Here is a 25,277-nt window from a genome sequence, read left to right as displayed (position 1 = left end):
CGGTCACCTCCGGTCGCAGGTCATCAGGCGGCTGACCGGGTGGTCCCGGTACCGCTGCCAGAACTTCTCGTCACGAACGCCGTCGGGTGGCGGCGTGCGGATGGGGGACCACCGGACGGTGGGGAAACCCGCCTGCGTCGCGGCCAACTCGTAGTCGGCGAGCTGCCACTCGTAGTCCTCCAGCGGGGTGGGCGGGTCGGTGGTGAACTCCTGGCGGATCAGCGGAACCTCCTCGCCGGGGACGCGTTCGAGGATGCGCAGGCCGAACTCCTCGTAGTTGCCCTCCGGGAAGGGCGTGGGGTTCGGCACGATCGCCAGCAGGCGGCCGTGGTCGGCGAGCGCGGCGTGGATGCCGCGGAACATCGAGCGCAGCGCTGCCCGGCTGGACGCGTAGTTGAACAGGTAGACCGCGGTGGCCAGGTCGAAGCGGTGCGGCAGCGGCGGCAGGTCGGTCACGTCGGCGATGACGTAGTCCACGCCCGTCGGTGACCTCGCCTCGTACTTCTGCGCCAGCCGGACCATCTCTACCGACACGTCGACGCCCACCACCGGGCCCGCGCCGCGTTCGGCCAGCAGCCTGGTGTTGTAGCCGTACCCGCAGGCGAGGTCGAGCGCGGACAGCCCGGTGACGTCGCCGAGCGCGCCGGACAGGGTGAACGTGTCCGCCGCGGAGAAGGCCGCGGTGGACTTCGACTCCTCGAACCGGGCGCCGATCGCGTCGTACTGCTCCGTCATCGCAGGACCAGCGCCCCGCCCGTGCCGTCGTACTCCCGCAGGAGCACGCGGTCGACGTCCACGTCGGGCACCCGGAAGTCGTCGACGAGGCTGTCCTGGAGGAGCAGGGTGCTGAGCACCTGGAGGTAGGCGTGGTTGTGCGGGAACGGGACCTGTCCGTCCCTAAAGGACCCGACGTGCTCGACCAGGCGTCGCACGCCGTCCGCGTCGAGCACGTCGCAGTTCCGCACCGAGCGCGGCGAGAGCAGTTCGTCCACCCAGTCGCCCGTGCCCGTCGGCAGCAGGTGCTCCGCCCCCGGAACCCGCATCCCGAACTTCGGCCGGTCGCGGATCTCGGCGGGCAGGACGTCCGCGTACGCCTCGCGGAGGATGTGCTTCTCGCGGGTCAACCCGCTCAGCTTCCACTCGCGCGGCAAGCCGGCCGCGAAGGCGACGACCGACCTGTCCACGAAGGGGTACCGCGCCTCGATCCGGCAGCCCGCGCCGGGGCGGTCGGCCAGGCAGGTCATCCCGTACCCGCACAACAGGGTCAGGAAGTCGAAGAGCTGGGACCGGCCGACCACGTCCAGGTCGTCGAAGCCGGTCACCTGGGCGCGCGCGAACTCGGCCAGCCGCCGGTCGTCGTCGGCGACGCCGTCCGCCGCCGCCAGCAGGCCGGGCAGCGGTTCGGCGTCGAACCGGCGGAGGTGCGCGCCCAGTACCGGGCTGCCGTCGCCCGCCCGCTCGCGGAAGAAGCGCAGGATGTCGGCGGGCGTCATCGGATCGGTGTGCAGGACGTCGTTCAGGCCGGTGGCCAGTTCCCGCTCCCGCTCCGCCGTGAAGCCACCGGCCAGGCAGGAGTCCAGGACGGTCGCCTCCTTGAGGATGTCGTAGCCGAAGAACGACTCGTCGGCGCCCTCGCCGCCCAGCACGATCCGGACACCGGCCTGCCCCACGCGTTCGGCGAGCATCTCGGACGCGACCGGCGCGCAGAAGTGCAGGAGCGCCTCGCACTTGCGGACCAGGTTCGGGAACCGCTCGCGGATGTCCCGGCCGGTGACCACGACGGACGTGTGCTCGGTCCCCAGCTTCTCCGCGATGATCCGCTGGTAGGCCGACTCGTCCGCCCACGAGCCCGGCACCGTGATGGAGAACGTGGGCAGCGGGCCGGTCGTGTTCTCGCGGACGATGGACGCGATGACGCTCGAATCCAGGCCACCGCTGAGGAACGCGCCGAGCGGGTAGTCCCCGCGCAGCCGGAACCGGACCGCTTCCTCCAGCCTGTCGCGCAGTTCCGCCTTCGCGTCCTCGAAGGTCAGGTCCGGTCGGGCGGGGACGCCCCGGTCGATCGGCACCTCGAAGTAGCGCGAGAGCGCCACCCCGTTCGGCCCGACCCGGAGCACGTGTCCCGGCGGGAGGCTGCGCACACCGGCGAAGCACGACTCACCCGGCACCGGCGTCCAGTAGCGGCCGTTCGCCCGGACCCCCGCGGCCGACAGCTCGCGGCGCACCTCCGGGAACGCGAAGAGACCCTTGATCTCCGAGGCGAAGTGGAAGGTGCCGCCCTGGTCGGTGTAGAACAGCGGCCTCTCCCCGAACGGGTCGCGCCCCAGCAGCAGTTCGCGCCGTCGGCGGTCGTAGAACGCGAAGGCGAACTGGCCGTTGAGCCGGTCGAGTGCCCGTTCACCCCAGACCGCGAGGCTGTGGAGCAGCACCTCCGTGTCGGACCTCGTGACGAACGCGACCCCCTCGGCCTCCAGCTCCCGCCTCAGCTCCAGGTAGTTGAAGATCTCCCCGTTGAAGCCCAGCACGTACCGCTCGTCGGCCGTGACCATCGGCTGCTTGCCGAGCAGCGGGTCGATGACCGACAGCCGGACCGTCCCGAGGCTGAACGCCTCGTCGTCGTAGATCCCGACCTCGTCCGGCCCGCGGTGGGCGATGGCGCGGACACCGCGGCGCAGGCTCGTGATCCGGTCCTCCTTCAGCTTGCCGCTGTTGACGAAACCGACGACACCGCACATGGGCGTACCCCACCTTGTCGAGTGATGGACGGGTGGAACTCAGACCGATTCGAGGTAGCGTCGCCGTTCCCAGTCGGACACCTCGGCGTCGGCCACCGCCTGCTCCGCGCGTCCGAGCAGGCACAGCGCCTCCGTCACCTCGTCACCCAGTGCCGAGCGCGCGAACTTGCTGCCGTCGAACAGGGTCACGGCCTCCGCGACGCCGCGCGGCAGCGGTTCGGCGTCGTCGTCCGCGTAGACGTCGGTCGTCGTGGGGGGCGGCGGTTCCAGCTCCTCCTCCAGACCGGCGAGGCCCGCCAGCAACTGGGTCGCGACCAGCAGGTGCGGGTTGGCGTCCGCCGTGGCCACCCGGTGCTCCAGCCGCGTTCCACCGTCCCCGTGCACGAGCGCCCGCACCGCGACCGAGCGGTGGTCGAACCCCCACGCGACACGGGTCGGCGCGAACGAGTAGCCCACCGACCGCTTGTACCCGTTGGGGGTCGGGACGGCGACGTGGCACGTCTCGGCGGCGTGGCGCAGCAGACCGGCGAGGTAGGACCGGCCCCGGCCGCTCAGCTCGTCGTTCTCCCCGTCCCAGAAGGCGTTGCGGCCCGTTTCGCGGCTGCGCAGGCTCTGGTGCACGTGCAGGCCGCTCCCGGACGACTCCGCGCACGGCTTGGCCATGAACGTCGCCAGGTAGCCGTGCGCCGCCGCGGTCTGCTTGACCGCGTAGCGGAAGAACAGCAGGTCGTCGGCGGCGGTCAGCGGTGAGGAGTGGCCGAGGTTGATCTCCACCTGGCCCGCGCCGTACTCCGCCCCGCTGGCCTCCACCACGACGCCGACCGCGTGCAGGGCCGCCTGGACGTCCCGGATCACCGGCCACAGGTAGGAGTCGTCGTGCAGGCTGTAGAGGGGGACGCGCGAGTGGCGGGGCCGCAGGCTGTCCGGGTCGAGCAGGTAGAACTCGGTCTCCAGGCCGACGCTCGCGTCGAACCCGGCCCGCTGGACGCCCTCCTGCGCGCGGCGGAGGATCTGCCGCGCGTCGAGCGGCAGGGGCCGACCCGTCCGGTCGACGACGTCGCAGAACACCAGCGCCGTCGCCGGGCGCCACGGCACCAGCCGCAGGGTCGTCGGGTCGGGGACCAGGAAGACGTCCGGGTAGCCGCTGGCCCAGCCGTACCCGCCCCCTGGCGGCAGCACGTCGAGGCCGTAGTCGACGCAGTACATCCCGGACGAGAGCGCGAACTCCGTGCTCCGCCGGAAGACCTGCGCGGGGATCCGCTTGCCCCGGATCGCGCCCATCAGGTCGACGACGGCCAGTTCGACGGTCTCTATCGCGTTGTCGTCGAGGAACCGGTCGACCGTCCGCGCTTCGTCTCCGGAGATGGCTTCACGCACGGACCGACCGTAAGAGGCCCGTCCGACGCCAACCACTCCCTGTTTGTACGTGGTTGGCGACGAACTCAGGTGTTGCCTGCCCGAGCCCCGGAGTCGGGGTGCGGCTGTCCGGCGAAGCGGGGCAGGCCCGCCGGTCGCTGGTGGGCGCCGGGCACCTCTTGATCCTGGCGGTCGGTCACGGTGGCGAACCAGGAGGTGCACCAGACCGTGACGCGGTCCGGTTCGTGGGCGACCTCGAACGGGTGATCAACCCACTCGCCGTACGAGGTGACCACGACGACCTCGCCGGGCCGGAGCCAGTAGTCCTGCCCGGTCGGTTCGAGCCACAGCTCCATGAGCTGGTCGCCGCTGTTCTCCACCAGCAGGGGAACGGCGTTGCCCAGCTTGCGGACGCTCTCGAAGCTGTGGTCACCGGCCTTCGCCGCGTTCCGCTCCAGCGGCTCCACGAGCTGCTCGACGCCGATACGCCTTCCCGGAGTCCCACCCTCATCCCGTTCCACGCCCGCGATCCTCGCAGCCCGGACGGAGGGGCCGCCCGGCGGCACGCGCTCCGCGGCGCCGAAGTACCGTCCGAGCACCAGGATCCGCCCCTTGGTCTCGTCCGCAGCGTGCTCGCGCGCTCGTCGTCGGTCAGCCGCTGACCCGACGGTGCGCCGGTCCACCGCCGCGTCCGCGAGGTCGAGCCCGCGAAAGGCACGCACATGACCGACATCGTCTTCCGCCGCGGTCGGGTCGTGGACCCCGGTTCCGGGCACGACGCCGTCGCGGACGTGCACGTCCGCGACGGCCGTGTCGAGGCGGTGGGTGTGGTCGGCCCGGTCGAGGGCGCGACCGAGATCGACGCGGAAGGGCTCGTGGTCGGGCCTGGTTTCGTCGACCTGCACAGCCACGTGCACTCCGTGGCCGGGCACCGGCTCCAGGCGATGGACGGCGTCACGACCGCTCTCGACCTCGAGGCGGGGCTCATGCCGCTGCGGCGCGCGTACGCCGACGCGGCGGCGGACGGGCGCCCGCTGAACTACGGGTTCTCGGCGTCCTGGGCCGGTGCCCGAGCGCGCGTCCTGGCCGGGATCGAGCCGGACGCGACCGTCGGCGGGATGCTGTCCGTGCTGGGGGTGCCCGAGTGGCAGGTGACCTCCACGCCCGGCCAGCTCGACCGGTGGCTCGGCGTGCTGGAGGAGGAACTGGCCGACGGCGGGCTGGGCATCGGGGTGCTGATGGGGTACGCCCCCCACTCCGACCCGGCCGAGTTCACCGCGGTGGCCCGGTTGGCCGCCCGCGCGGGCGTGCCCACCTTCACCCACGTCCGGGAGATCGTGGAGGCGGACCCGTCGATCCCGATCGACGGCAGCGAGGAGATCGCGGTCGTGGCGGCCGAGACGGGTGCGGCCATGCACCACTGCCACGTGAACAGCACGTCCCGGCGGCACGTCGACCGGGTGTTGGCGACCCTCGACCGGGCCCGCTCCGAGGGCTCGCGGGTCACCGTGGAGGCCTACCCGTACGGCGCGGGCAGCACCGGCGTCGGGGCGTACTTCCTGGACCCGGAACGGCTCGTCCGCTGGGGCATGACCCCGAGCAACCTCACGATCCTGCGGACGGGCGAGCGGATCGCCGACGAGTCGAGGCTCCGGGAGCTGCGCGCCACCGACCCCGGCGCCGCGTGCATCGTCGAGTACCTCGACGAGGACAAGGCCGTCGACCGGGAGCTGCTGCTGCACTCCCTGGCGTTCCCGGACGCGGTCGTGGCCAGCGACGCCATGCCGGTCGTGTGGCCGGACGGGACCAGCGAGAGCCTCGAATGGCCCTTGCCCGCGGGCGGGAGCACCCACCCGAGGACGGCGGGCACGTTCGCGAAGTCGTTGCGGCTCATGGTCCGCGAGACGGCGACCTGGACCTGGTCGGAGGCGTTCCGGCGGTGCTCCTACCTCCCGGCCCGCGTCCTGGACGACGTGGCTCCCGCGATGCGCGCGAAGGGCAGGCTCGCGCCCGGATCGGACGCCGACGTCGTCGTGCTGGACCCGGAGTCGATCACGGACAACGCCACCTACTTCGACTCGGTGCGCCCCTCGTCCGGGGTGCGGCACCTGGTGGTGGGCGGCGCGCTGGTGGTCCGCGACGGGGTGCTCGACCCGACGGCGCTCCCCGGCAGGGCCGTGCGGGGCGAACCCCGGTGACGGCGGGCGGGGTCCGCGATCAGCCGTCGAGCGCGTGCTCGACCCAGACGTTGGGCTCCACGTAGACACCGACGTCCAACGCGGTCGAGACCAGCACCGGCACCAGGCCGTCGCGGATCACGTTCGCCCCCTCGACCAGCGAGTCGCCCGTCCACGACCGCCACTGGTCCAGGGTGCCGACGACGGTCATGGAGAACGGCGCCACCTTCACGACCCGGCCACCCAGGCGCTCGTGGACGCGCACCCACGGATCCACCGACAGGCCGTCCGGGCGCCGCCGCGCGAGGAAGTCCTCCATCGACGTCGTCGGGAACCGGTCCTTCGTCGTGGGGCGGACCGGCGCGACGAGGCGGTTCAAGCCGCGCTCGCGGGCGGACTCCCGCAGGGCCGTCACCGCCTCGGCCGCGATGCCCCGGCCGCGCCGGTCGGGCGCCACCTGCACGTCGAGCGCCGCCGCGCACGTCGGCGTCCGCCCGTCCAGGGCGTCCTCGACCGCCCAGACGATCACCCCGTCCCAGCCGTGGTCCGGCAACTCCGCCCGGTCGGCGTCCGGGAACACCAGCGGCACGCTCACGGCACGGGCGACCGGGACCCCGTCGTCGAGGACCAGCAGGAAGTGCTCGGGCCACCGGGCGGCGAGCCGTCGAGCCCTCGTCAGCGCCGCGACCGGGTCGTGCCGCAGGAACTCGGCCCCGATGTCACCCAGCGCCAGCGCCGGTTCCAGCAGATCGGGCCGCTCGGCCACCGTCGTGATCAGCAAGGTTCCGCCCGTTCTCCGTCATTCACCCGACCGTCGACATCATGCCCTTTGGCGGTCCGATTCGGAATAGGGTGCGCGGACGGACCGTTGTTCCGACAAAAGGCTCGTGGTAATTTTGGAAAGTCGAATCGAAAATGTCGAGCGTCGATATATTCGGCGTTCTTCCTGGGCGGGAGACCGGGCGGGGAGATCATTGCCGCGGGAGCGGTTCCGGTGTCGGATCACCGTCGCGGTGCTCCTCCGACGAGGTGGGAGGGCCTGCGGTGCCCGTTCCGCCGACAGTGCCAAGAAAGGGGCGCTGTGCCCGTTTCGTCCATCGGTGGAACACCGCACTTGGGCGGTGAAAGCCGCCTTGCGGGCTACTCCGCGACCGGCCGATCAGCGGTAGTCGTGGTGGGCGGGCGGATTTAGCCTTCGGCGAGGGATTCGCGCGCCCAGGGGAATGACTGCGATGAAGCTGGAACCCGCGTTGGAGCACGCCATGGCGGTGTGGCGAACCGAACTCGGCTACGCGTCGGCGGGTGATCACCCCCGGCTCAGCGCGTCGGAGGTCACGAGCAGGCGGGTCACCGTCCTCGTGCGGTACTCGGGTGACGTCGACGCGTTGCGGCGAGCAGGGCTGGACACCGGGTACGACAGCGGCGGGACGGTCTCCGGCATCATCGCGCTGGCGGACCTGGAACAGCTCGACGCGGTGCCTGGGGTCGAGTCCGTCGCGCTGCTGACGCCGTCGAGGCCCGCACTGGACAACACGGTCGAGGAACTGCGGGTGCCGTGGAAGGTCCCGCCGACCACCCCGTGGCCGGGACGCGGCGCGGGCGTGATCATCGCGGTGATCGACACCGGGATCGACGTCTTCCACGAGTCCTTCCGGAACACCGACGCCGACAAGACGACCCGGATCCTGGAGCTGTGGGACCAGGGCGCGAAGGCGTCGGACGGCGGCCTGCCACCGCCGACGGGCTTCCAGCAGATCGGTCGGCTCTTCCTGCCGCAGCACATCAACCCCGCGCTGAAGGCCGGGTCGTCGTTCGGCAGCGTCGACACCGTCGGCCACGGCACCCACGTCGCGGGCATCGCCGCCGGGGACGGCAGCCAGGACGACCGGTGCAGTTCCCCCGGCCGGTACACCGGCGTGGCGCCGGAGGCGGACCTCGTCGTGGTGAAGGCGATCGGGGTGTCGACCAACAACGAGGCGGACGCCCTCCAGTGGTGCGCCCAGGCCGGGGACCGGCACAAGGTGGGCAACCCGCCGGTCCCGCGACCCGTCGTGATCAACTGCAGCTTCGGCAGGAGCCTCGGGGCGCACGACGGCCGGGACGAACTCGACCTCGTCGTCGACGGGATCCTGCGTCCCGCGGCCCCGGCGGTCACTCCCGCGGGCGTCGCCATCGTGGCGGCGGCGGGCAACGAGGCCAGGGACGAGACGCACGAGAGCGGGACGGTCGCGCCCAACGGCTCGGCGACCGTCTCCTTCCACGTCCCGGAGAACTCGGAGAAGGCCGATAGCCTCGCCGTCTGGTACTCCAGCGCGGCGGCGCTGACCGTCGAGATCACCGCGCCGGTGAACCCGGCGAGGCCCGGTCCGGTCACGACCGGCGCCATCCCGCCCGGCGCCCCCGGCGCTCCCGGTCAGCCCGCGGGGACCTACCCGATCGGGCTGATGACCCTGGACGTCTTCTCCAGCACCACGCCGCACCCCGCGCACCCGGCGCTGAAGCTGATCGACATCACGATCTCGGTGCCCGCGAGCACGGCGGTCCGCTCCGGGGTGTGGCAGCTCGAGTTCACCAACACGACCGCGGTCGCCGCCGACTGGAACGCGTGGTTCCGGATCGAGAACGACGACGACTTCCCGACGTTCCGCCTGCCGACGGAGGACGACCGGGTCGAGAAGCGGCGGCTGAACACGATCATCTCGCCCGCCGCCTCGCGCAACGCGATCACCGTCGCCGCCTACGACGACGGCGACGGGACGCTCGCGGTGTTCTCCTCGCGCGGGGTGCCGAACCAGCCCGTCGCCCCGGCGGGCGAGATCAAACCGACGGTCGCCGCGCCCGGCGTGTCGGTCGCCGCTCCGCGCGGTCGTGACGACAAGGACAGCAACTCGTCCTGCTGCGACCAGCTCGTGGTCGACAAGTCCGGCACCAGCATGGCGACGCCGCACGTGGCCGGGCTGGTGGCGCTCATGTTCCAGAAGAACCGGAACCTGACCTTCGACCAGGTCCGCGGGCACCTCCAGAAGAGCTGCCGCACCGACGGCATCCCGGCCGCCGAGGTCCCGCCGCCGATCGAGCCCGCGACCGGCATCCGGGGCAACCACCTGTGGGGTTCCGGCAAGGTCGACGCCGCGGCGGCGCTGGCGGGGATACCGGTCGCCACCACCGTCGCCGCCAGTGGCGGCGGGGGCTCGCGGCCGCTGGCGTTCGCCCCCGACGAGATCGGCCTGACGCCGCACACCCTCCGGTCCCGCCTCGCCGACCTCCAGCGGCGGTTCGGCCCCCGGCCGGGTCTCCAGCTCTTCGCCGCGCTGGTGAGCGAGCACGTGGACGAGGTGCTGCGCCTGGTCAACACCAACCGCAGGGTGCTCGTGGTCTGGCGGCGGCTCGGCGGTCCGCAGGTGGTGCGGCGGCTGCTGCACGGCCCCACCCCGAACGACGCGCTGCTGCCCGAGGCGGTCGACGGCCTCGACCTCGCCGAGCTGGTCTCGGGATTCCTCGCCGTCCTGGACCGGTTCGCGGGTCCACGGCTGCAGGCCGACCTCACCCGGTTCGCCGACTTCGCCAAGCTGTGGCCCGGCGCGAGCCTGGACCGGCTCGACGAGGCCGCGCTCGCGCACGGGACCGACCGGTGAGCGGCGCGGGCACCCTGGAGCTGCTGGCCAGGGAGATCGCGAACGCCCTGCTGCCGCTGGAGCAGAACCTCGCCGCGGACAAGCGCGACGCGTTCTTCGCCGGACTCGGGTTCCGCCTGCCGGGGGGCCTCGGGGCGGCGGGCGAAGCGCTGTCGACCGTCACCAGGCAGGTCGGTGCCGCCGCGCCGATCATCACGCGGCTCACGCAGGCCATCGCCGCGGGCGACGACGCGGCGATCGTCCAGGAAGGACTGGCGCTGCTCCGCGGCGTCACGGAGACCCTCACCGCCCTCGACGCGCTGGCGCCCGCGCTGACCACCGCCGTGAACGGGTCCACCGGCCTGACCGCGCCGCAGCGCACCCGCCTGCTGGCCGAGGCGGCGCTGATGCCCCAGCGGCTCGTCGAGTTCGCGGTGATCTCCTACGTCGAGGGCAAGGGCCTCGCGGCCGTCGAACTGCTCACGCTCCTCGGGATCGTCGACGACAGCGCGGTGAGCGACCCGCAAGACCCGGACACGATTCCCGGACGGCGCAGGCGGCTGCACGTCGACCGCTTCCTCACCATCCTGACCGACCCCGCGCGCTGGCTGGGCGACACGTTCGGGTTCGGCACACCCGGCTTCGACGGGTCCCTGCTGTGGCCGCGGGTCTCCGCCCTGCTCGCCGGGCGGGACATGGACTTCGTGCTCCTCACGCCCCCCGGCGCGCCGCCGGTGCTGGAGGCTTACCTGTTCCGGCTCAGTGTGGACCCGGCCACGAGCCCGCCCGCGCTCACCGCGCGGCTGCGGGTGCCCGCGCAGCGGGACGTCCAGGTGACCATCCCGCTCGGATCGCTGTGGAAGCTGACCCTCGCGGTGGCGGCCCGGTTCGAGGCGGGGCTGGACGCCCGCGTGCGGCCCCCGTTCGACGTCGAGCTGGCACCGCCGACCGGTTCGCTGGGGCTGGACGTGGCCGCGGGCGCGGTCGCGGAGCGGGGTGGCACGCCCATCGTGCTGATCGGCCAGACCGGGGCCTCACGGCTGGAGGTCGGCCGGTTCGCCCTCGCCCTCGGCCTGCGGGCCACCGCCGACACGGGCGGCACCGTCACCGCGGAGCCGTCCGCGCGGGTCGAGCTGTCCGGCGGGCACGTGCTGATCGACCTCTCGGGGGCGGACGGCTTCATCGGCACGGTCGCGGGCGGCGCGAGGATCGAGTCGGCGTTCGAGATCACCGGGACCTGGACGCCGTCGACCGGGTTGAGGCTGGAGGGCAGCGGCGGGCTCGACCTCGAACTGCCGCTGCACGTGGAACTGGGACCGATCGAGATCACCGCGCTGCACCTCGGCGTGGCGCTCGGCGCGGACGGCCGGGTGCCGATCGAGGTCTCCGGCGGCTTCACGGCGGCGCTCGGCCCGATCAGCGCGGCCGTCGAGCGGGTCGGCGTGGTCGCCGACCTGTCCTTCCCCGCGGGCGGCGGCAACCTCGGCGTGGCCGACCTCGCGTTCCGGTTCAAGCCGCCGACCGGTGTCGGGCTGGCCGTCGACGCGGGCATCGTCGCGGGCGGCGGGTTCCTGTCGTTCGACGAGGCGCGGGGCGAGTACGCGGGCGCGCTGGAGCTGGAGTTCGCGGGTTTCATCGACGTCAAGGCGATCGGGTTGATCTCCACCCGGATGCCGGACGGCAGCCGCGGCTTCTCGCTGCTGATCGTGCTCACCGCCGAGTTCGGCCAGGCGGGCATCCAACTCGGGTTCGGGTTCAAGCTGATCGGCGTCGGCGGGATCCTCGGCCTCAACCGCAGGATGGACCTCGACGCGCTGGTCGAGGGGGTCGTCACCGGGTCGATCCAGTCGGTCATGTTCCCGCGGGACGTGGTGGCCAACGCGCCGCGCATCCTCAGCGACCTGCGCAGGTTCTTCCCGCCCGACGACGGCACGTTCCTCGTCGGCCCGATGGCGAAGATCGGCTGGGGCACACCGACCCTGGTCAGCGTCTCCCTCGGGGTGGTCGTCGAGATCCCGCCGGGCAACATCGCCGTCCTCGGCCTGCTCGAATGCCTCCTGCCCAGCGAGGACGTCGCGCTGCTGGTGCTGCGGGTCAGCTTCGTGGGCGCGCTGGAGGTCGACAGGTCCAGGCTCTGGTTCTTCGCGCGGCTCTTCGACTCCCGCGTCCTCACCATGACCATCGAGGGCGGGATGGGGCTGCTCGTGGCCTGGGGGGACAACCCCGACTTCGTGCTGTCCGTCGGCGGCTTCCACCCCGCGTACACCCCGCCGCCGCTGCCGTTCCCGGTGCCGCCGCGGATCTCCGTCGACATCCTGAACTCGCCGGGGCAGCTCATCCGGGTGTCCGGCTACTTCGCCGTCACCAGCAACACCGTCCAGTTCGGCGCGAAGGCCGAACTGCGGCTCGGCTTCGGCGGCTTCGGGGTCGAGGGCCACCTCGGCTTCGACGCGCTGTTCCGGTTCTCGCCGTTCTCGTTCGTCGTCCACGTCTCCGCCGGGGTCTCGCTCAAGGCGTTCGGCGTCGGGCTGTTCGGCATCGACCTGGACTTCACCCTGGAGGGGCCCGCGCCATGGCGGGCGCACGGACGCGGGTCCATCTCCCTGCTGTTCTTCGAGATCTCCGCCGACTTCGACATCACCTGGGGCGAGGAGCGCACCACCACGCTGCCGCCGGTCGCGGTGCTCGCCCTGCTGGAGGCGGAGGTCCGCAAGGTCGAGGGCTGGCAGACCCGGCTGCCCGCAGGCGGGTTCAACCCGATGGTCACCCTCCGCCGGTTGCCGCCCGGCGACGACCTGGTGCTGCACCCGCTCGGCACGCTGGTCGTCCAGCAGCGGGCCATCCCGCTCGACGTCCGGATCGACCGGGTCGGCGCGCAGCGCCCCAGCGATGGCAAGCGGTTCACCATCGCGCCCGCGCAGGACAGCGGGCTGGTCGCGCGGTCCGTCACCGGCGACAAGTTCGCCATGGCCCAGTTCCAGGACATGGACGACGCGGCCAAGCTGTCCCGCCCGGCCTACGAGACCCAGGACGCCGGACTGGAGCTGGTCGCCGCCGGCGGCGCCATCGCCTCGCCCCGCGTGGTGCGCCGCAGCGCCCGCTACGAGCTGCACGTCATCGACAGCGAGGCCCCGTCGGAGCCCGCCGCCGTGCGCGTGACGGCCGTGCGGAGCGCCTCGCGCCTCTACACCCCGCCGCGCGCGGTGTTCGGGCAGCTCCTGACGGGCAGCAGCACGGCGCGGTCACCGCTGTCGCGGCAGGACGCCCGGCAGCGGCAGCCGTTCCCCGCGAACGAGACCGTGCGGGTCACCGGCGGCCGGTACGTCGTGGCCTACCTGCGCAACAACCACCAGGCGTTCCCGCCCGCCACCGCGAGCGCCACGACGTCGAGCTTCCGCAGCGCGGCGACGGCCGAGGACGCCATGGCCGACTGGATCCGCGCGGATCCGTCCCTGGCGGGGCAGGTGCACGTCCTGCGCCAGTCCGAGGTGCTCGGCGGTGTGCTCGCCGAACCGGGCGTCTGGTCGGCGGCGGGGTCGCCGCCCGCCGCCGTCGCGGAGGCCGACGCGGTGCGGCTGACCACCGGCCAGGTGCTCGTCGCGGGTGGCGTGGACGCCACCGGGGCGCCGGTGGCCGTCGCGGCGGTGTTCGACCCGATCGCCCGCACCTGGGCGACCGCGACCGCCGCGCTCGCGACGGCCCGGCGGCGGCACACCACGACGAGGCTCGGCGACGGGCGGGTCGTCGTCGCGGGCGGCCTCGACGGCGCGGGCGGAGCGCTGGCGGGTGTCGAGGTGTTCGCCCCGGCGGCAGGGACCTGGTCCGCGCCGACCGCCGGGCTCGCTACCGCCCGTTCCGGGCACTCGGCCGTGGTCGTGGACCGGAAGCTGCTGGTGGCGGGTGGTACGAGCGCGCGGGGCGCCGCGCTCGCGTCCGCCGAACTGCTCGACCCGGCCACCCTGGCCTGGACCGCCGTCGGACCGATGGTCGAGGCGCGGACCGGGCCCGCGGCCGTCGTGCTCGGCACCGGGAAGGTCCTGGTCGTCGGGGGCGCCGTGCAGACCGGCGAGGGGGAGCGCGCGCTCGCGTCCTGCGAGCTGTACGACCCCGCGACGGGCACGTGGACCCCGACCGGCGGCCTCACCGTGCCGCGCAAGGGCCACCAGGCGACGCTGCTGCCCGACGGCCGGGTGCTGGTCACGGGCGGCGACGCCGTGCCCGCCATCCCGTACCGCGTCGACAGCCTCGCCGCGGTCGAGGTGTACGACCCGACGACCGGCGCTTGGACGCGGGTCGACGACCTGCCGGGCGGAGGTCGCAGCGGGCACCGGTGCGTCCGCACGGCCCGTGGCGCCCTCGTGATCGGTGGGGTCGGCAGGCCGCGCGCGACGGCCGGGTTCCGGGACGTCGTGGCCTTCGACCCGGCCACCGGCTCCTGGACGGCGACCGGCGCGCTGACCACCGGCCGGTGGGACTTCCCCGCGGTGGACCTCGCGGACGGCCGCGTGCTCGTCGTGGGCGGCCGGGCGTTGACCGGGCCCGCCGCACCGGGCTCCGGACTGCTCGCGCCGACAGCGGAGACGTACCTGCCATGACCAGAGTCGGAGGAACCAGACGATGACCACCGGCATCCTCGCGACCGACGCGTGGTCGGCCGCACCCGACCACGCCGTCGCCGCGTGCTGGCGCGGACAGCACGACAACGCCGTCGTGCTCGCGGCGGGCGCGAAGGTCCTGATCGCGGGCGGCGCGGACGCCGCGGGCGCGGGACTGCGGCAGAGCGCGGTGTACGACTTCGCCCAGGACGAGTGGTCGCCGACCGCCCTGCTCGGCACCGCCCGGCAGGCGCACGCGCTGGCACTCCTGCCCAACGGGAAGGTGCTGGCCACCGGCGGCACCAGCGGCGCGGCGGGCACGCCGCTGCGCACGGCCGAGGTCTTCGACCCCGCCGCGAACACCTGGCAGGCGACCCCGCACGACCTGGTGGTCGGCCGTGTCGGGCACAGCGCGACCACGCTGGCGAACGGGCTCGTCCTCGTCGCGGGCGGCAGCGGGCAGCGAGCGGGCGGCGGGCTGGTGGCGCTGCGCTCGGCGGAGCTGTTCAACCCCGCCGACGGCACCTGGGAGGCGGTCGGGCACGACATGACCGACGCCCGCACCGGCCACACCGCGATCCCGCTCCAGAACGGGCAGAAGGTGCTGGTCTGCGGCGGCAGCGTGCCCGTCGGCGCGGGGGAGGACGCGGACCTGGCGTTCTGCGAGCTGTACGACACGGCCACCGGGACCTGGACGCCGACCGGGAGCATGCGCCACCCGCGCCGCGCGCACTCCGCGACCGCCCTGTCGGCCACCACGGTCCTGGTCGCCGGAGGCCGCGCGCCGGGGGCGTCCGGTGACGGGTTCGACCCCTTCGCCCGCGCCACGGCCGAGCTGTACGACCTCGCCGCGGGCACGTGGCAGGACGTGGCCCCGATGCCCGCCGGACGGGCGTTCCACCGCGCGGTCCCGCTGGGGTCGGGCAAGGTGCTGGTGATCGGCGGTGCCGACCACGTCGACAACGAGACCGGCTACCGGGGCGCGCTCCACTTCTCGGCGGGCGCGTGGACACCGTTCGCAGGCCTGGACGAGGGCCGGTGGGCGTTCGCGGCGGCGTCGTCGGGCACGAAGGTGCTCGTCGTGGGCGGCGTGACCAGGACCGGGCTCGCGGCCGCCGCCACGCCCGTCGAACTCACCGCGTCCGCCGAACGGAGCGGCACGTGACCGACGGCGCCTACTCCTTCCTGCCCTGGCTGCGGACCGGGCTCACCACCAGGATCGGCGGCGAACCGGGGAACGGGCGCGCGACCGTCCAGGTCCGGCTGGAGCTGAACGGGGACGCGCTGGGCACGGGCCCGGCGCCGCACAAGCTGGTCGAACAGCCGGTGCAGCTCTACGGCCCCGGCGACGTCGTCGGGATCGACCCCAGGGTCGTCTCGCGGATGGAGCCGCCGCCGTTCACCACCAACTTCGAGCCGAACTACCTGGCGCACGTCGAGTTCTACGAGGAGGACTTCGCCTGGCGCTACAGCCCGGCCGCGCCGAACGCCGCCACCCGGCGGCTCGCCCCGTGGCTCGCGCTGATCGTGCTCGCCGCAGGTGACGGGGCGGGGCCCGCGGAGTTCGAGGAGGGCGAGGTGGGCGGCGGGCCGCTGCCGTTCATCACCGTCACGGCCCCGAACGCGTTGCCGCCCGCGGGGGAGCTGGGCGCGTTCGCGCACGTCCACGTCAACGGTTCGCTGGCGGGCAGGCTCGACGTGGACGACGCGACCCCCGGCGGCATGGGGGGAGTGCTGTCGACCCTCGCCACCGTGCTGCGGGACGCGCCGGACAGCGCCTGCTCGCGGCTGCTGTGCCCCCGGCACCTCAAGCCCACCACCACCTACCACGCGTTCGTGGTGCCCGCGTTCGAGACCGGCAGGCGGGCCGGGCTCGGCATCGAGCCGGGGCAGATCGCGGCGACCACCCCGAGCTGGGGCGTCTCGGGCGTGCCCGCGCCCGGCAGGCTGCCGGTCTACCACCGCTGGCAGTTCACCACGAGCCCGGCGGGCGACTTCGAGTTCCTGGTGCGGCTGTTGAAGCCCGTCGAGGCGAAGGAGCCGGTGGGCCGACGCGACGTGGACGCGCACCGCTCACCCGGTTTCGGCCTCCCCGGCCTCACCACACCCACGCAGCCGAACGGTGTCCTGCGGCTCGGCGGAGCGCTCCAGCTCCCCGACTCCGACAAGGTCATCGATCAGTTCGAGGACTGGGACAACTACTACGGGACGCAGAACCCGCCCGCCCCGCCGTACCCCAACCAGTGGCAGCGCGCGCTGGCCGGGCTGATCAACCTCGCCGAGGCCTACCAGCACCAGACGGCCGCCTCCGCCAACACCGCGCTGGTGCCCCAGATACCCGACCTCGCGGGCGAGGTCGACCCGGTGATCACCCCGCCGCTGTACGGGCGGTGGCACGCGCTCACGCCGAAGCTGCTGAGCACACCGGAGGGCACGCCGCTGCCCGACGCCGAGGTCCGGAACTGGGTGCACCGGCTCAACCTCGACCCGCGCTTCCGGATCGCCGCGCACTTCGGCACCAAGGTGGTCCAGGCGCGGCAGGAGGAGCTGATGGCCGCCGCTTGGGAGCAGCTCGGCGAGACGCGGCGGGCGAACGCGTGGATCAGGACCGCCCAGCTCGCCAGGGAGGTCGGCGACGTCCTGCACGGCAAGCACATCGAGCCCCGGACCGGTCCCGCGCAGGTCGCCGACGCGGAGCCGCTGCCGTCCGGCCGGGCGCTGACGATCACCGCGCCCGCCCACCCCAAGGTGCTCGACCGTCCCGCCGCCACGGCCTCGGCGGCGTCCGGCGAGGTGTTCGCCGTCGGCTTCAAGGTGTCGCGGAGCCGGGTCGCGACGGCCCCGGTGTCACCCACGATGCGCCGCCTCACCCGGCCGGGCAGCAGGCTGATGAGGACGCTGGGCACCTCGCTGGACACGCTCGTCGCCCGCATCGACGAACGGCAGGTCGCCGCCGCCCCACCACTGGAGCCACCGCCGGGACTCGTCGTGCCCGGCAGGATGGCGCCGCGCACCACGGCCGTCGCCGACGACCGGCCGCGGCTCGACGTCGCGAGCACCACCGCCGTCGTCGTCACCGGTCTCGACGCGAACACGACGGTCTTCGACGACATCGTCGCGGCGGTCGACCTGCCCGCGCGGCTGGCGCCCAAGGGCGGCGAGCTGACCGAGGTGATGGCCTACCCGAGGTTCGACGTGCCGATGTACACCGAGCTGCTGAAGATGTCGACGGACACCTTCGTGCCCAACCTCGGGCTGCTCCCGCCGAACTCGATCACCCTGCTGGAGCCCAACGCCAGGTTCATCGAGTCCTACCTGGTCGGCCTCAACCACGAGATGGCCCGCGAGCTGCTCTGGCGGGACTACCCGACCGACCAGCGCGGCACGCCGTTCCGCCAGTTCTGGGACCCGCGCACGGCACCGGCCCGGCCGGACGAGACGGCGGACCAGCGGCGTGAACGCCTCTACGACATCCCGCCGCTGCACGAGTGGGGCACCGCCGCCCGGCTCGGCGAGAACCCCAACCCCAGGCCGAAACCCGGTGATCCGCCGCCCGCCGTCACGCTCGTGCTGGTGATCCGGGGCGAGCTGCTGCGCAAGTACCCGACCGCGGCGGTGTACGCGCACAAGGCCGAGTGGCCCGACAAGAAGGGGCAGCCCGGCGTGCCGGACAAGAGCGGTGAGCGGACGCTCGCCGCGCTGCCACCGGGCGAGGACCCGCCGAGGAGGCTCGTCCGGCTGCCCATCTACGAGGCCAAGGCCGATCCGGACATCTACCTGCTCGGCTTCGACCTGGACGCCGACACCGCCCGCGGCACGGGCGGCGACCTCGGCTGGTTCTTCGTGCTGAAGGAACGCCCCGGCGACCCGAGGTTCGGGCTCGACGAGGACCAGCCGGGCGGGCCGACGCCGGTCGAGGTGTGGAACGACCTGTCCTGGGGCCGGGTCGACCCGGCCGGGCACGGCTTCATCCGCTTCGACGGCGGTGTCACCGTCTCGCTCGACCCGTTCAACCACGACGAGGACGACCAGGAGAAGGACGAGCAGCGCGCCGACGACGTGCAGGTCACGGCGTGGGCGCCGGACGTCAGCGCCGCGGACGCCGCCTACATCCTCTTCCAGGCCCCGGTACTGGTCGCCGTCCACGCACAGGAGATGGTGCCGGATGCCCCCGCTCAGCCTTGACTTCCCGGTGCTGCTGGGCCCGGTGCGGGTCGAGACCCGCTTCACCCAGACCGAGCTGCTGGTCCGCGTGTTCCCCGACGAGTGGTCGGTGACCAAGCTGGAGCCGCGCCCGACCCGTGCCGAACTCGCCGCGCTGGACGCGTACTGGGCCGCGCTGTGGGCCTCCGGCGGCTCGCCGGTGGGGGAGCGGGCCGCCTGGCACGAGCTGATCGCCCGGATCCCGGCCGGGCGTGCCGGGTGGTTGCTGCAAAGCCGCCGGCCCGCGAACCCGGCCGACCGCCCGCTCGGCGTGCCCGCGGGCACCGCCGTGCTCGTGGTCGTGAGCCCGCAGCCGGTCGCCGCCAACGACCGGCAGCCGACGGTCGAGTACTGGACGGCCGTGTGGCGCGCGCACGGTGATCGCGCGAAGCTGCGGAACGCCGAGGTCGCGCTGCTCGCCGCGGTCGGCCAGAACCAGACCAGGGCCGCCGCGGTCAAGGCCCGGCGTCCGTCCGGTGTGGACGGTGCGCCGAGCGCTCCCGGTGACGCCGTCGTGGTGGCGTTCCTCGTGCTGCCGACCCTGGCCGCGGAGCAGGTCGCGCCGCAGTCCTGGACCGTGGCCGCCACCGCCGCGCTGCTGCCCGACCGGTTCACCGCGACCGGGTACGTCGGCGGCGCCGTCGTGTTCTCGAAGACGGGTCAGCCCGTGCGCCAGGGGCTGGCGGTGAGCCCCGACCCGAACGAGCCGTCCGCGACCCAGCTCAGGATCGACGAGACCACCGGCGCGCTGGTCGTGCCGCCCGCGCTGCGCTGGCTGACCAGCTTCGACGAGGCCGTCACGGCGGGCGTGGGCCTGCGGATCCCGTTGCAGGACTCCTTCCGCCACGGCGTCGACCGGCTCGTCGTGCTCGGCCTGCGCGAACAGGCGACGCCGGCGCAGGCCGCGACCGCGTTCGGCGCCCTGCTCACCGACCAGTCGCGCAGCCCGGCCGGGTTCAGCCTGCTGCCGCAGGGCACGCCCACCAACAACTCCGAGGAGCGGTCCGCGGGCCAGGACCCGACGGCCGAGGCGGACGCGGCGCTGTCCACGGCCGCCGGTTTCGCCGCCGCGGCGACCGACTGGACCACCAAGACCGACGGCCAGTGGTTCGCCGAACTGCTCGGGCTCGACCCGGCCGTGCTGGCGGGCGTGCCGAACGCGGAGGGCACCGACCGACGGGACGCGCGGGCCGCGCACACCGCCCTGTGGCCCGCCACGACGGGCTACTTCCTGCCGTCGCTGCTGACCGTCGGCCAGGCCGAGCAGACCCGGTCGTTCTTCCTCGCCAACGCGTCCGGCCGGGGTCCGCTGCCCGCGGTGAAGTTCGGCCGCCAGCCCTACGGGATCCTGCCGACGACCGTGTTCTCCCGGCTCGCCTTCCCGGCCGCCGCGACGCACCGGGCCGCGCTCGACGCGGCGCTGCGCACGGCGGCGCAGCAGTGGCGCGCCGCGCTCGCGCACGTCGCCGACCTCGACGAGCCGGGCCCCGACCCGCACCAGACCCTGCTCGACATCCTGGCGCTGCACCCGACCTCGGTCGAGCACCACCTGCTTGGCGACCCGGCGCACCCGCTGGCCACGCCCGTGGTCGACGACCGGCCGCTGTCCGAGGAGCGGCTGATCCGGCCGTACACGACCGACGGCCGCGACTACCTGACCTGGCTCGCCGAGAGCGACCCGGCCACGGTCAGCGGCGAGCACGGCTTCGCCGACGACGTGCCGCCTTCCGCGCTGCTGTACCTGCTCGCGCGGCAGGCGGTCCTGCTGGCGCCGTCGCCGGAACTGGACCAGGCGCTGACCATCCTGGCCGGACTGCCCACCGCGAAGCTGGAGCGGGTGTTCGCCGAGCACCTCGACTGCGTGTCGTACCGGTTGGACGCGTGGCGGCTCGGGCTGGTCACCGAGCGGCTGGCCGAGATGCGGTACGGCCCCGACGGCACCGGGCAACCGGTGCGGGGCCTGCACCTCGGCGCCTACGGATGGCTGGAGCACGTCACCAGGAACACCGACCCGGTCGACCTGGTCACCGTGCCCGCCGACCTCACACCGGTGTTCGGCACCGCCCCGATCCCGCACGACCGGGGCAACGCCGGGTACGTCCACACCCCGTCACCCGCCCACGCGCGCACCGCCGCCGTGCTGCGGGCGGGCTACCTGGCGAACGCCGATCCGGTGAAGGCCACCGCGTTCGCGGTGAACCTCAGCTCGGAGCGCGTCCGGCTCGCGCTGACCATCGCGGACGGGATGCGCCAGGGCCAGTCGCTCGGGGCGCTGCTCGGCTACCGCTTCGAGCGCGGGCTGCACGACCGCGACGCCGGGCTGGACCGGTTCATCGCCGGGCTGCGGCTGAAGTTCCCGTTGCGCGCCAACAAGATCGACGACACCGCGCTCGCGCCGGACGACCCGGCGGCGCCGACGAGCATCGAGCAGGTCGAGGCCCGAAACGTGGTCGACGGGCTGGCGCTGCTCCGGCACGCCAACGCGCTGCGGGACGGTGCGCCGCCGGGCACCGGCCACCCGGACGACTACCCGTTCGGGTTCACCGACCTGCCACCGGCGAGCGCTGCCCAGGTCGCGCACCTCCGGGCGGAGGTCGACGCGCTGCGCAACGCCGTGGACGCGGTCGCGGACGTCTCGGTGGCCGAGGGAGCCCACCAGGCGTTGCAGGGCAACACCGAGCGCGCGTCGGCGGCGCTCGACGCCTACGCCAAGGAAGGGCTCCCGCCCGCGCCGTCGGTGGTGGAGACCCCGCGCAGCGGGACCACCCTCACGCACCGGCTGGCGCTGAAGCTCACCCCCGACCTCGACCCCGATGACGACGACGCGCCGCGGGCGCAGGCCGAGCCCGCCGTCCACCACTGGCTGCCGTCGGTGCTGCCGAAGCCGTCGAACGTGGCCGCGCTGGTCACCTGGCACGACGAGGACGGCGACCCGCACAGCCGCGTGGTCACCCAGGCGGAGACCGGTCTCGCGCCGATCGACCTGCTGTGGGCGCTGCGCCCGGCGGACCAGGCCGCGATGACCGACCTGGACGACCGGATCCTCGGCGTCGTCATCGACGACGAGAAGCCCAGGCCGGACTTCGAGCTGCACATCGAGTACACCACCCGCGTCGCCAAGAAGGTCACGTTCTTCGAGGTGTCCCCACTGGTCGCGGCCGTGCGCACGCTCCTGACCACCTCCCGGCCGCTGCGCCAGAGCGACCTCGTGCCCGCCGCGGGTTCCGCCGCCGTCAACCGCGCCGCCGACGACGCCGTGTCGCTGCCGAAGAACCGACCGCTCGCCGTGCTGGGGTCGATGACCGACCTGGCCGACGACGTGGACGACTACCTGGACGACCTCCGGCCGCTCTACCCCGACGGCGCGCCGCCGAAGCGGACCGCCGTCCTCAACGGGATCGACGCGTTCCTGACCCGGTACGCGAAGCTCGCGGTGGCCGCGAGCGGGTTCGGCCTGGTCCGCAGTGGCTGGGGTGAGCTGGCGCAGTGGCGGCGCGGGGTGTTCGCCGACCTGCTGGCGGCGGTGGCGGTGCTGGCGGCCCGGATGGCGGTGGCCCTCGCCGCGGCGAACGCGCTGCTCGACCAGTACGAGAACCTGCCGAACTCGACGCCGAACGCGCAGCGGTTCCAGTTGCTGGAGAAGGCCGAGCGGCTGCTCACAACCAGGCCGAAGCCGCGGGACGACACCCCGTCGAAGATGCGCACGCGGGTCCGTTCGCTGCGGAACTCGGTCGCCAACAACGTCGACGGGCTCAAGCAGCTCGCGGGGACGAACCGGAAGACCCTGAGCGACCTGCTCAAGGACGTCGCCGCGAAGCTGCCTGCCGCCGACCTCGACCCGCAGGGCCTCGACCTGACCCCGTTCCAGGACCGCGCCGTGGCGTTCGGCGCGGAACTGCTGACCCGCGCGGGAAAGCTCGCGGACGAGCTGACCTCGCGGCGCGCCGCGGCGAACACCGCGCTCCAGTCGTACGACCAGGCGCCTCCCGGACCGGACAGGGTCCGCGCGGGTACCGACGCGCTCAAGGCGCTGCTCGGCGAGGACGTCCTGGTGGTGCCCGAGTTCACTCCGCCCGGACCGGTCATGCAGCAGTGGCGCAAGGGTCGGGCCGACAGCGGTGACCTCGTCAAGCACCTCAAGCCCGCGCGGGACTTCCCGATCGACGACTGGCTGCACGGGATGGCGCGGGTGCGGGAGGTGCCGGGGCTGTGGGAGCGGGTGGTGGTGCTCTCCGACGCGCTGCTCGGGCCGGACGGGCTGCTCGGCACCGGCGGGTTCGACCGGGACCAACCCGAGCTGTCGCCGGTCCAGTTTCCCTTCGTGCAGCACGACCACTGGCTCGGGCTGGAGTTCGCGAACGACCCCGGCCTGCCCGACCAGCTCGGTGAGGACCGGCTGCTGTTCACCGCGCACTACGCGTCGAACCTGGACGACGACCGGCAGTGCGGGCTCCTGCTGGACGAGTGGACCGAGGTGATCCCCGCCGAGCGCGAGACCACCGGGATCGCCGTGCACCACAACGGACCGGACTCCGAACCGCCGCAGGCGATGCTCCTGGTCGTGCCGCCGGTCCGGGTGGCGGGCGGGGCGTGGGCGACGACCGACCTGCTCGACGCGATCACGGAGACGTTCGAGATGGCGAAGACCCGCGCGGTCGAACCGGCGCACCTCGCCGCGACGGCGCTCGCGCACCTGCTGCCCGCGGCGTACTGGGAGGACGACCGATGACCGATCCCGGTGCCCAGGCGCTGAACCAGCTCGCGGGCCGTCCGCGGACCACCGAGTTCGACCGCGCCCTGCGCGCGGAGGTCCGGGACCCGCTGTGGCTGCTCACCCGGCAGTGGCAGCTCGGCGAGTTCCACGGCACCGACGGCGGTTCGCCGGTGACCGCCACGTACTCGGTCGCGCGGTCGCGGCCCACCCGGTTCCGGCCGTTCGGCGGCCCGCCGGAGGACCTGCCGACCAACCGTCCACTGGAGACGGTCGCGGAACGGCGGCGGCTCACGTTCGCCTACGGCGCCGAGAAGATCGGCTTCGACCTGCGGCTGGCGATCGGCCACCGGTGGTTCAAGCTGCTGGACCAGGTGGGGCTGCTCGGCCACGTGCGCAAGTACGAGGAGCAGTACGCGAAGAAGTACCCGATCAAGCTGCCCACGGCGGCTGATGTCACGCAGCGCGCCAACCCGGCGGTGTGGGCCACGATGCAGGCGGTCGCGGGCCGCCGCATGGACGGCTACGAGCTGTACCTGCACGTGAAGGGCGGCGGTGAGGCCGACGACGGCATCGACACCATCCGGCTGCTGCACCACACCCCGCTGGTCAACGCGGGCAAGCGGCTCGTCGCCTGGTTCGACGGGCTGATCGACCAGCCGACCGGTGTCACGCAGGCGGACCCGGACGGCGACGCCACCTGGGACCCGCGCAGGCTGGAGCACCGGTTCTCGGTGGCCGCGTCGATGCCGGGCGGCGCGGAGAAGACCCTGACCGCGCGGGAGTACCCCGGCGGCGAGCTGGACTGGCACGCGTTCTCCGTGGACCCCGGCCCGCCGCTCGGCGGCGCGAAACCGCCGGAGCCCGCGCTGGCGCGCACGGTGTTCCCGGCGCCGGTCCGCTACTCGGGGATGCCGCTGCCGCGCTGGTGGGCGCTGGAGGACGGGAAGACCAACTTCGCCGCCGTCCGCCCGGACAGCACCGACCTGGCGCGGCTGGTGTTCCTGGAGTTCGCGCTGGTGTTCAGCAACGACTGGTACCAGTTGCCGTGCGACCTCCCGGTGGGCACCGTCGCGAGGATCCGCGGCCTGGTCGTGACCGACGTGTTCGGCCACCGGCAGTGGATCACCCCGGCGGGCGCCGGGTCCGACGAGGACTGGCAGCGCTGGTCGATGTTCACCCTCGACACCATCGGCAGCGACGACGTGCCCGCGGACACCGACCTGCTCCTCCCGCCGAGCGTGCCGAAGGTGGCCGTCGGCCCGCCGCTGGAGGAGGTCCTGCTGATCCGCGACGAGAACGCGAACCTGGTGTGGGGCATCGAGCAGACCGTCCGCCTGCCCACCGGCGAACCGCACCGGGGCGCCGAAGCGGCGGCGGAAGTCCTGGCCTACCGCCGCCGGACGACCACGCCGCCCGTCCCTGACCCACCGCGCGCCGCACTCTCCTACGCCGCGATGAACACCATCCCGGAGCACTGGATCCCGTTCATCCCCGTGCGCGTCCCCGGCGACAACCGCGAGGTGCAGCTCCAGCGCGCGGCGATGCCCGGCGCGGTCGACGGCGAACCCGTCCGCCCGAGGACCACGTTGCTGCGCGAGGGTTTCGACCGGGGGCAGCAGTACTTCGTCAACGAGGAGGAGGTGCCGCAGGCGGGCACCCGGCTGTCCGTCGCGTACAACCGCACCCGCTGGCGCGACGGCCGGGCCGTGGTCTGGTTGACCGCCCACCGGGGCGAAGGCCGGGGGGAGGGGTCGAGCGGTCTCGTCTTCGACCTGCTCACCAGCACGCCGATCCCGACCGACTGACCGGACCACCGGGTCCCCGCGAGCGCTTGCCGACCGACGCGGACGCGGCGCTCGACGGCCTGGCCGAGTTCCGGTAGT

Annotated in this window: 12 protein-coding genes; 7 read left to right on the top strand and 5 right to left on the bottom strand. The window is 73.5% G+C overall.

Annotated features, from left to right (window positions below):
• Positions 1-3: 3 nt before the first annotated feature.
• The 4 genes from NZH93_RS13910 to NZH93_RS13895 all read right to left on the bottom strand — a co-directional run bounded on the left by NZH93_RS13910 (position 4) and on the right by NZH93_RS13895 (position 4,813).
• A complete protein-coding gene (locus NZH93_RS13910) occupies positions 4-735 on the bottom strand; it encodes a class I SAM-dependent methyltransferase (RefSeq protein WP_259623457.1) in 732 nt (243 codons plus the stop codon).
• A complete protein-coding gene (gene asnB, locus NZH93_RS13905; protein WP_259623456.1) occupies positions 732-2,735 on the bottom strand; it encodes an asparagine synthase (glutamine-hydrolyzing) in 2,004 nt (667 codons plus the stop codon). The genes NZH93_RS13910 and asnB overlap by 4 nt, the downstream gene beginning before the upstream one ends.
• Before the next feature lie 39 nt (positions 2,736-2,774).
• Complete coding sequence (locus tag NZH93_RS13900; RefSeq protein ID WP_259623455.1) at positions 2,775-4,112, bottom strand: glutamine synthetase family protein; 1,338 nt, start codon at positions 4,110-4,112, stop codon at positions 2,775-2,777.
• 65 nt (positions 4,113-4,177) lie between these two features.
• Entirely contained in the window at positions 4,178-4,813 is a 636-nt protein-coding gene (locus NZH93_RS13895; protein WP_259623454.1) for a hypothetical protein, read from the bottom strand.
• On the opposite strand from NZH93_RS13895, the gene NZH93_RS13890 reads away from it, so the two are divergent.
• Complete coding sequence (locus NZH93_RS13890; protein ID WP_259623453.1) at positions 4,814-6,289, top strand: amidohydrolase family protein; 1,476 nt, start codon at positions 4,814-4,816, stop codon at positions 6,287-6,289.
• A gap of 19 nt (positions 6,290-6,308) precedes the next feature.
• Here NZH93_RS13890 and NZH93_RS13885 read toward each other — a convergent pair whose 3' ends face one another.
• Complete coding sequence (locus NZH93_RS13885; protein WP_259623452.1) at positions 6,309-7,049, bottom strand: GNAT family N-acetyltransferase; 741 nt, start codon at positions 7,047-7,049, stop codon at positions 6,309-6,311.
• Between the two features lie 451 nt (positions 7,050-7,500).
• Here NZH93_RS13885 and NZH93_RS50665 point away from each other — a divergent pair, with 451 nt between their 5' ends.
• The 6 genes from NZH93_RS50665 to NZH93_RS13850 are packed head-to-tail and all read left to right on the top strand — an operon-like array spanning position 7,501 to position 25,199.
• On the top strand, positions 7,501-9,903 hold the full coding sequence (locus NZH93_RS50665) for a S8 family serine peptidase (protein ID WP_308214196.1): 2,403 nt from the start codon (positions 7,501-7,503) through the stop codon (positions 9,901-9,903).
• Entirely contained in the window at positions 9,900-14,477 is a 4,578-nt protein-coding gene (locus NZH93_RS13870) for a DUF6603 domain-containing protein (RefSeq protein ID WP_259623451.1), read from the top strand. The genes NZH93_RS50665 and NZH93_RS13870 overlap by 4 nt, the downstream gene beginning before the upstream one ends.
• A gap of 22 nt (positions 14,478-14,499) precedes the next feature.
• The gene (locus NZH93_RS13865; RefSeq protein ID WP_259623450.1) at positions 14,500-15,642 is read left to right on the top strand and encodes a Kelch repeat-containing protein; all 1,143 of its coding nucleotides are present in this window, start codon (positions 14,500-14,502) and stop codon (positions 15,640-15,642) included.
• Positions 15,639-18,662, top strand: a complete 3,024-nt coding sequence (locus NZH93_RS13860) for a hypothetical protein (RefSeq protein WP_259623449.1) — start codon at positions 15,639-15,641, stop codon at positions 18,660-18,662. The genes NZH93_RS13865 and NZH93_RS13860 overlap by 4 nt, the downstream gene beginning before the upstream one ends.
• The gene (locus tag NZH93_RS13855) at positions 18,643-23,409 is read left to right on the top strand and encodes a hypothetical protein (RefSeq protein ID WP_259623448.1); all 4,767 of its coding nucleotides are present in this window, start codon (positions 18,643-18,645) and stop codon (positions 23,407-23,409) included. The genes NZH93_RS13860 and NZH93_RS13855 overlap by 20 nt, the downstream gene beginning before the upstream one ends.
• Positions 23,406-25,199, top strand: coding sequence for a hypothetical protein (locus NZH93_RS13850; protein ID WP_259623447.1), 1,794 nt, complete (start codon positions 23,406-23,408; stop codon positions 25,197-25,199). The genes NZH93_RS13855 and NZH93_RS13850 overlap by 4 nt, the downstream gene beginning before the upstream one ends.
• The last annotated feature ends 78 nt before the right edge of the window (positions 25,200-25,277 follow it).

The sequence above is a fragment of the Umezawaea endophytica genome (assembly GCF_025061645.1).
GTDB classification, from domain to species: Bacteria; Actinomycetota; Actinomycetes; order Mycobacteriales; family Pseudonocardiaceae; genus Umezawaea; species Umezawaea endophytica.
The sequence above is the reverse complement of the archived record's forward strand: the minus strand, read 5'-3'. Positions and strand labels throughout refer to the sequence as shown.

Bases quoted from the DNA above. Each gene is read 5' to 3' on its own strand.
- NZH93_RS13910 (WP_259623457.1), bottom strand. From the start codon at position 735: ATGACGGAGCAGTACGACGCGATCGGCGCCCGGTTCGAGGAGTCGAAG.
- asnB (WP_259623456.1), bottom strand. From the start codon at position 2,735: ATGTGCGGTGTCGTCGGTTTCGTCAACAGCGGCAAGCTGAAGGAGGAC.
- NZH93_RS13890 (WP_259623453.1), top strand. From the start codon at position 4,814: ATGACCGACATCGTCTTCCGCCGCGGTCGGGTCGTGGACCCCGGTTCC.
- NZH93_RS50665 (WP_308214196.1), top strand. From the start codon at position 7,501: ATGAAGCTGGAACCCGCGTTGGAGCACGCCATGGCGGTGTGGCGAACC.
- NZH93_RS13865 (WP_259623450.1), top strand. From the start codon at position 14,500: ATGACCACCGGCATCCTCGCGACCGACGCGTGGTCGGCCGCACCCGAC.
- NZH93_RS13855 (WP_259623448.1), top strand. From the start codon at position 18,643: ATGCCCCCGCTCAGCCTTGACTTCCCGGTGCTGCTGGGCCCGGTGCGG.
- NZH93_RS13850 (WP_259623447.1), top strand. From the start codon at position 23,406: ATGACCGATCCCGGTGCCCAGGCGCTGAACCAGCTCGCGGGCCGTCCG.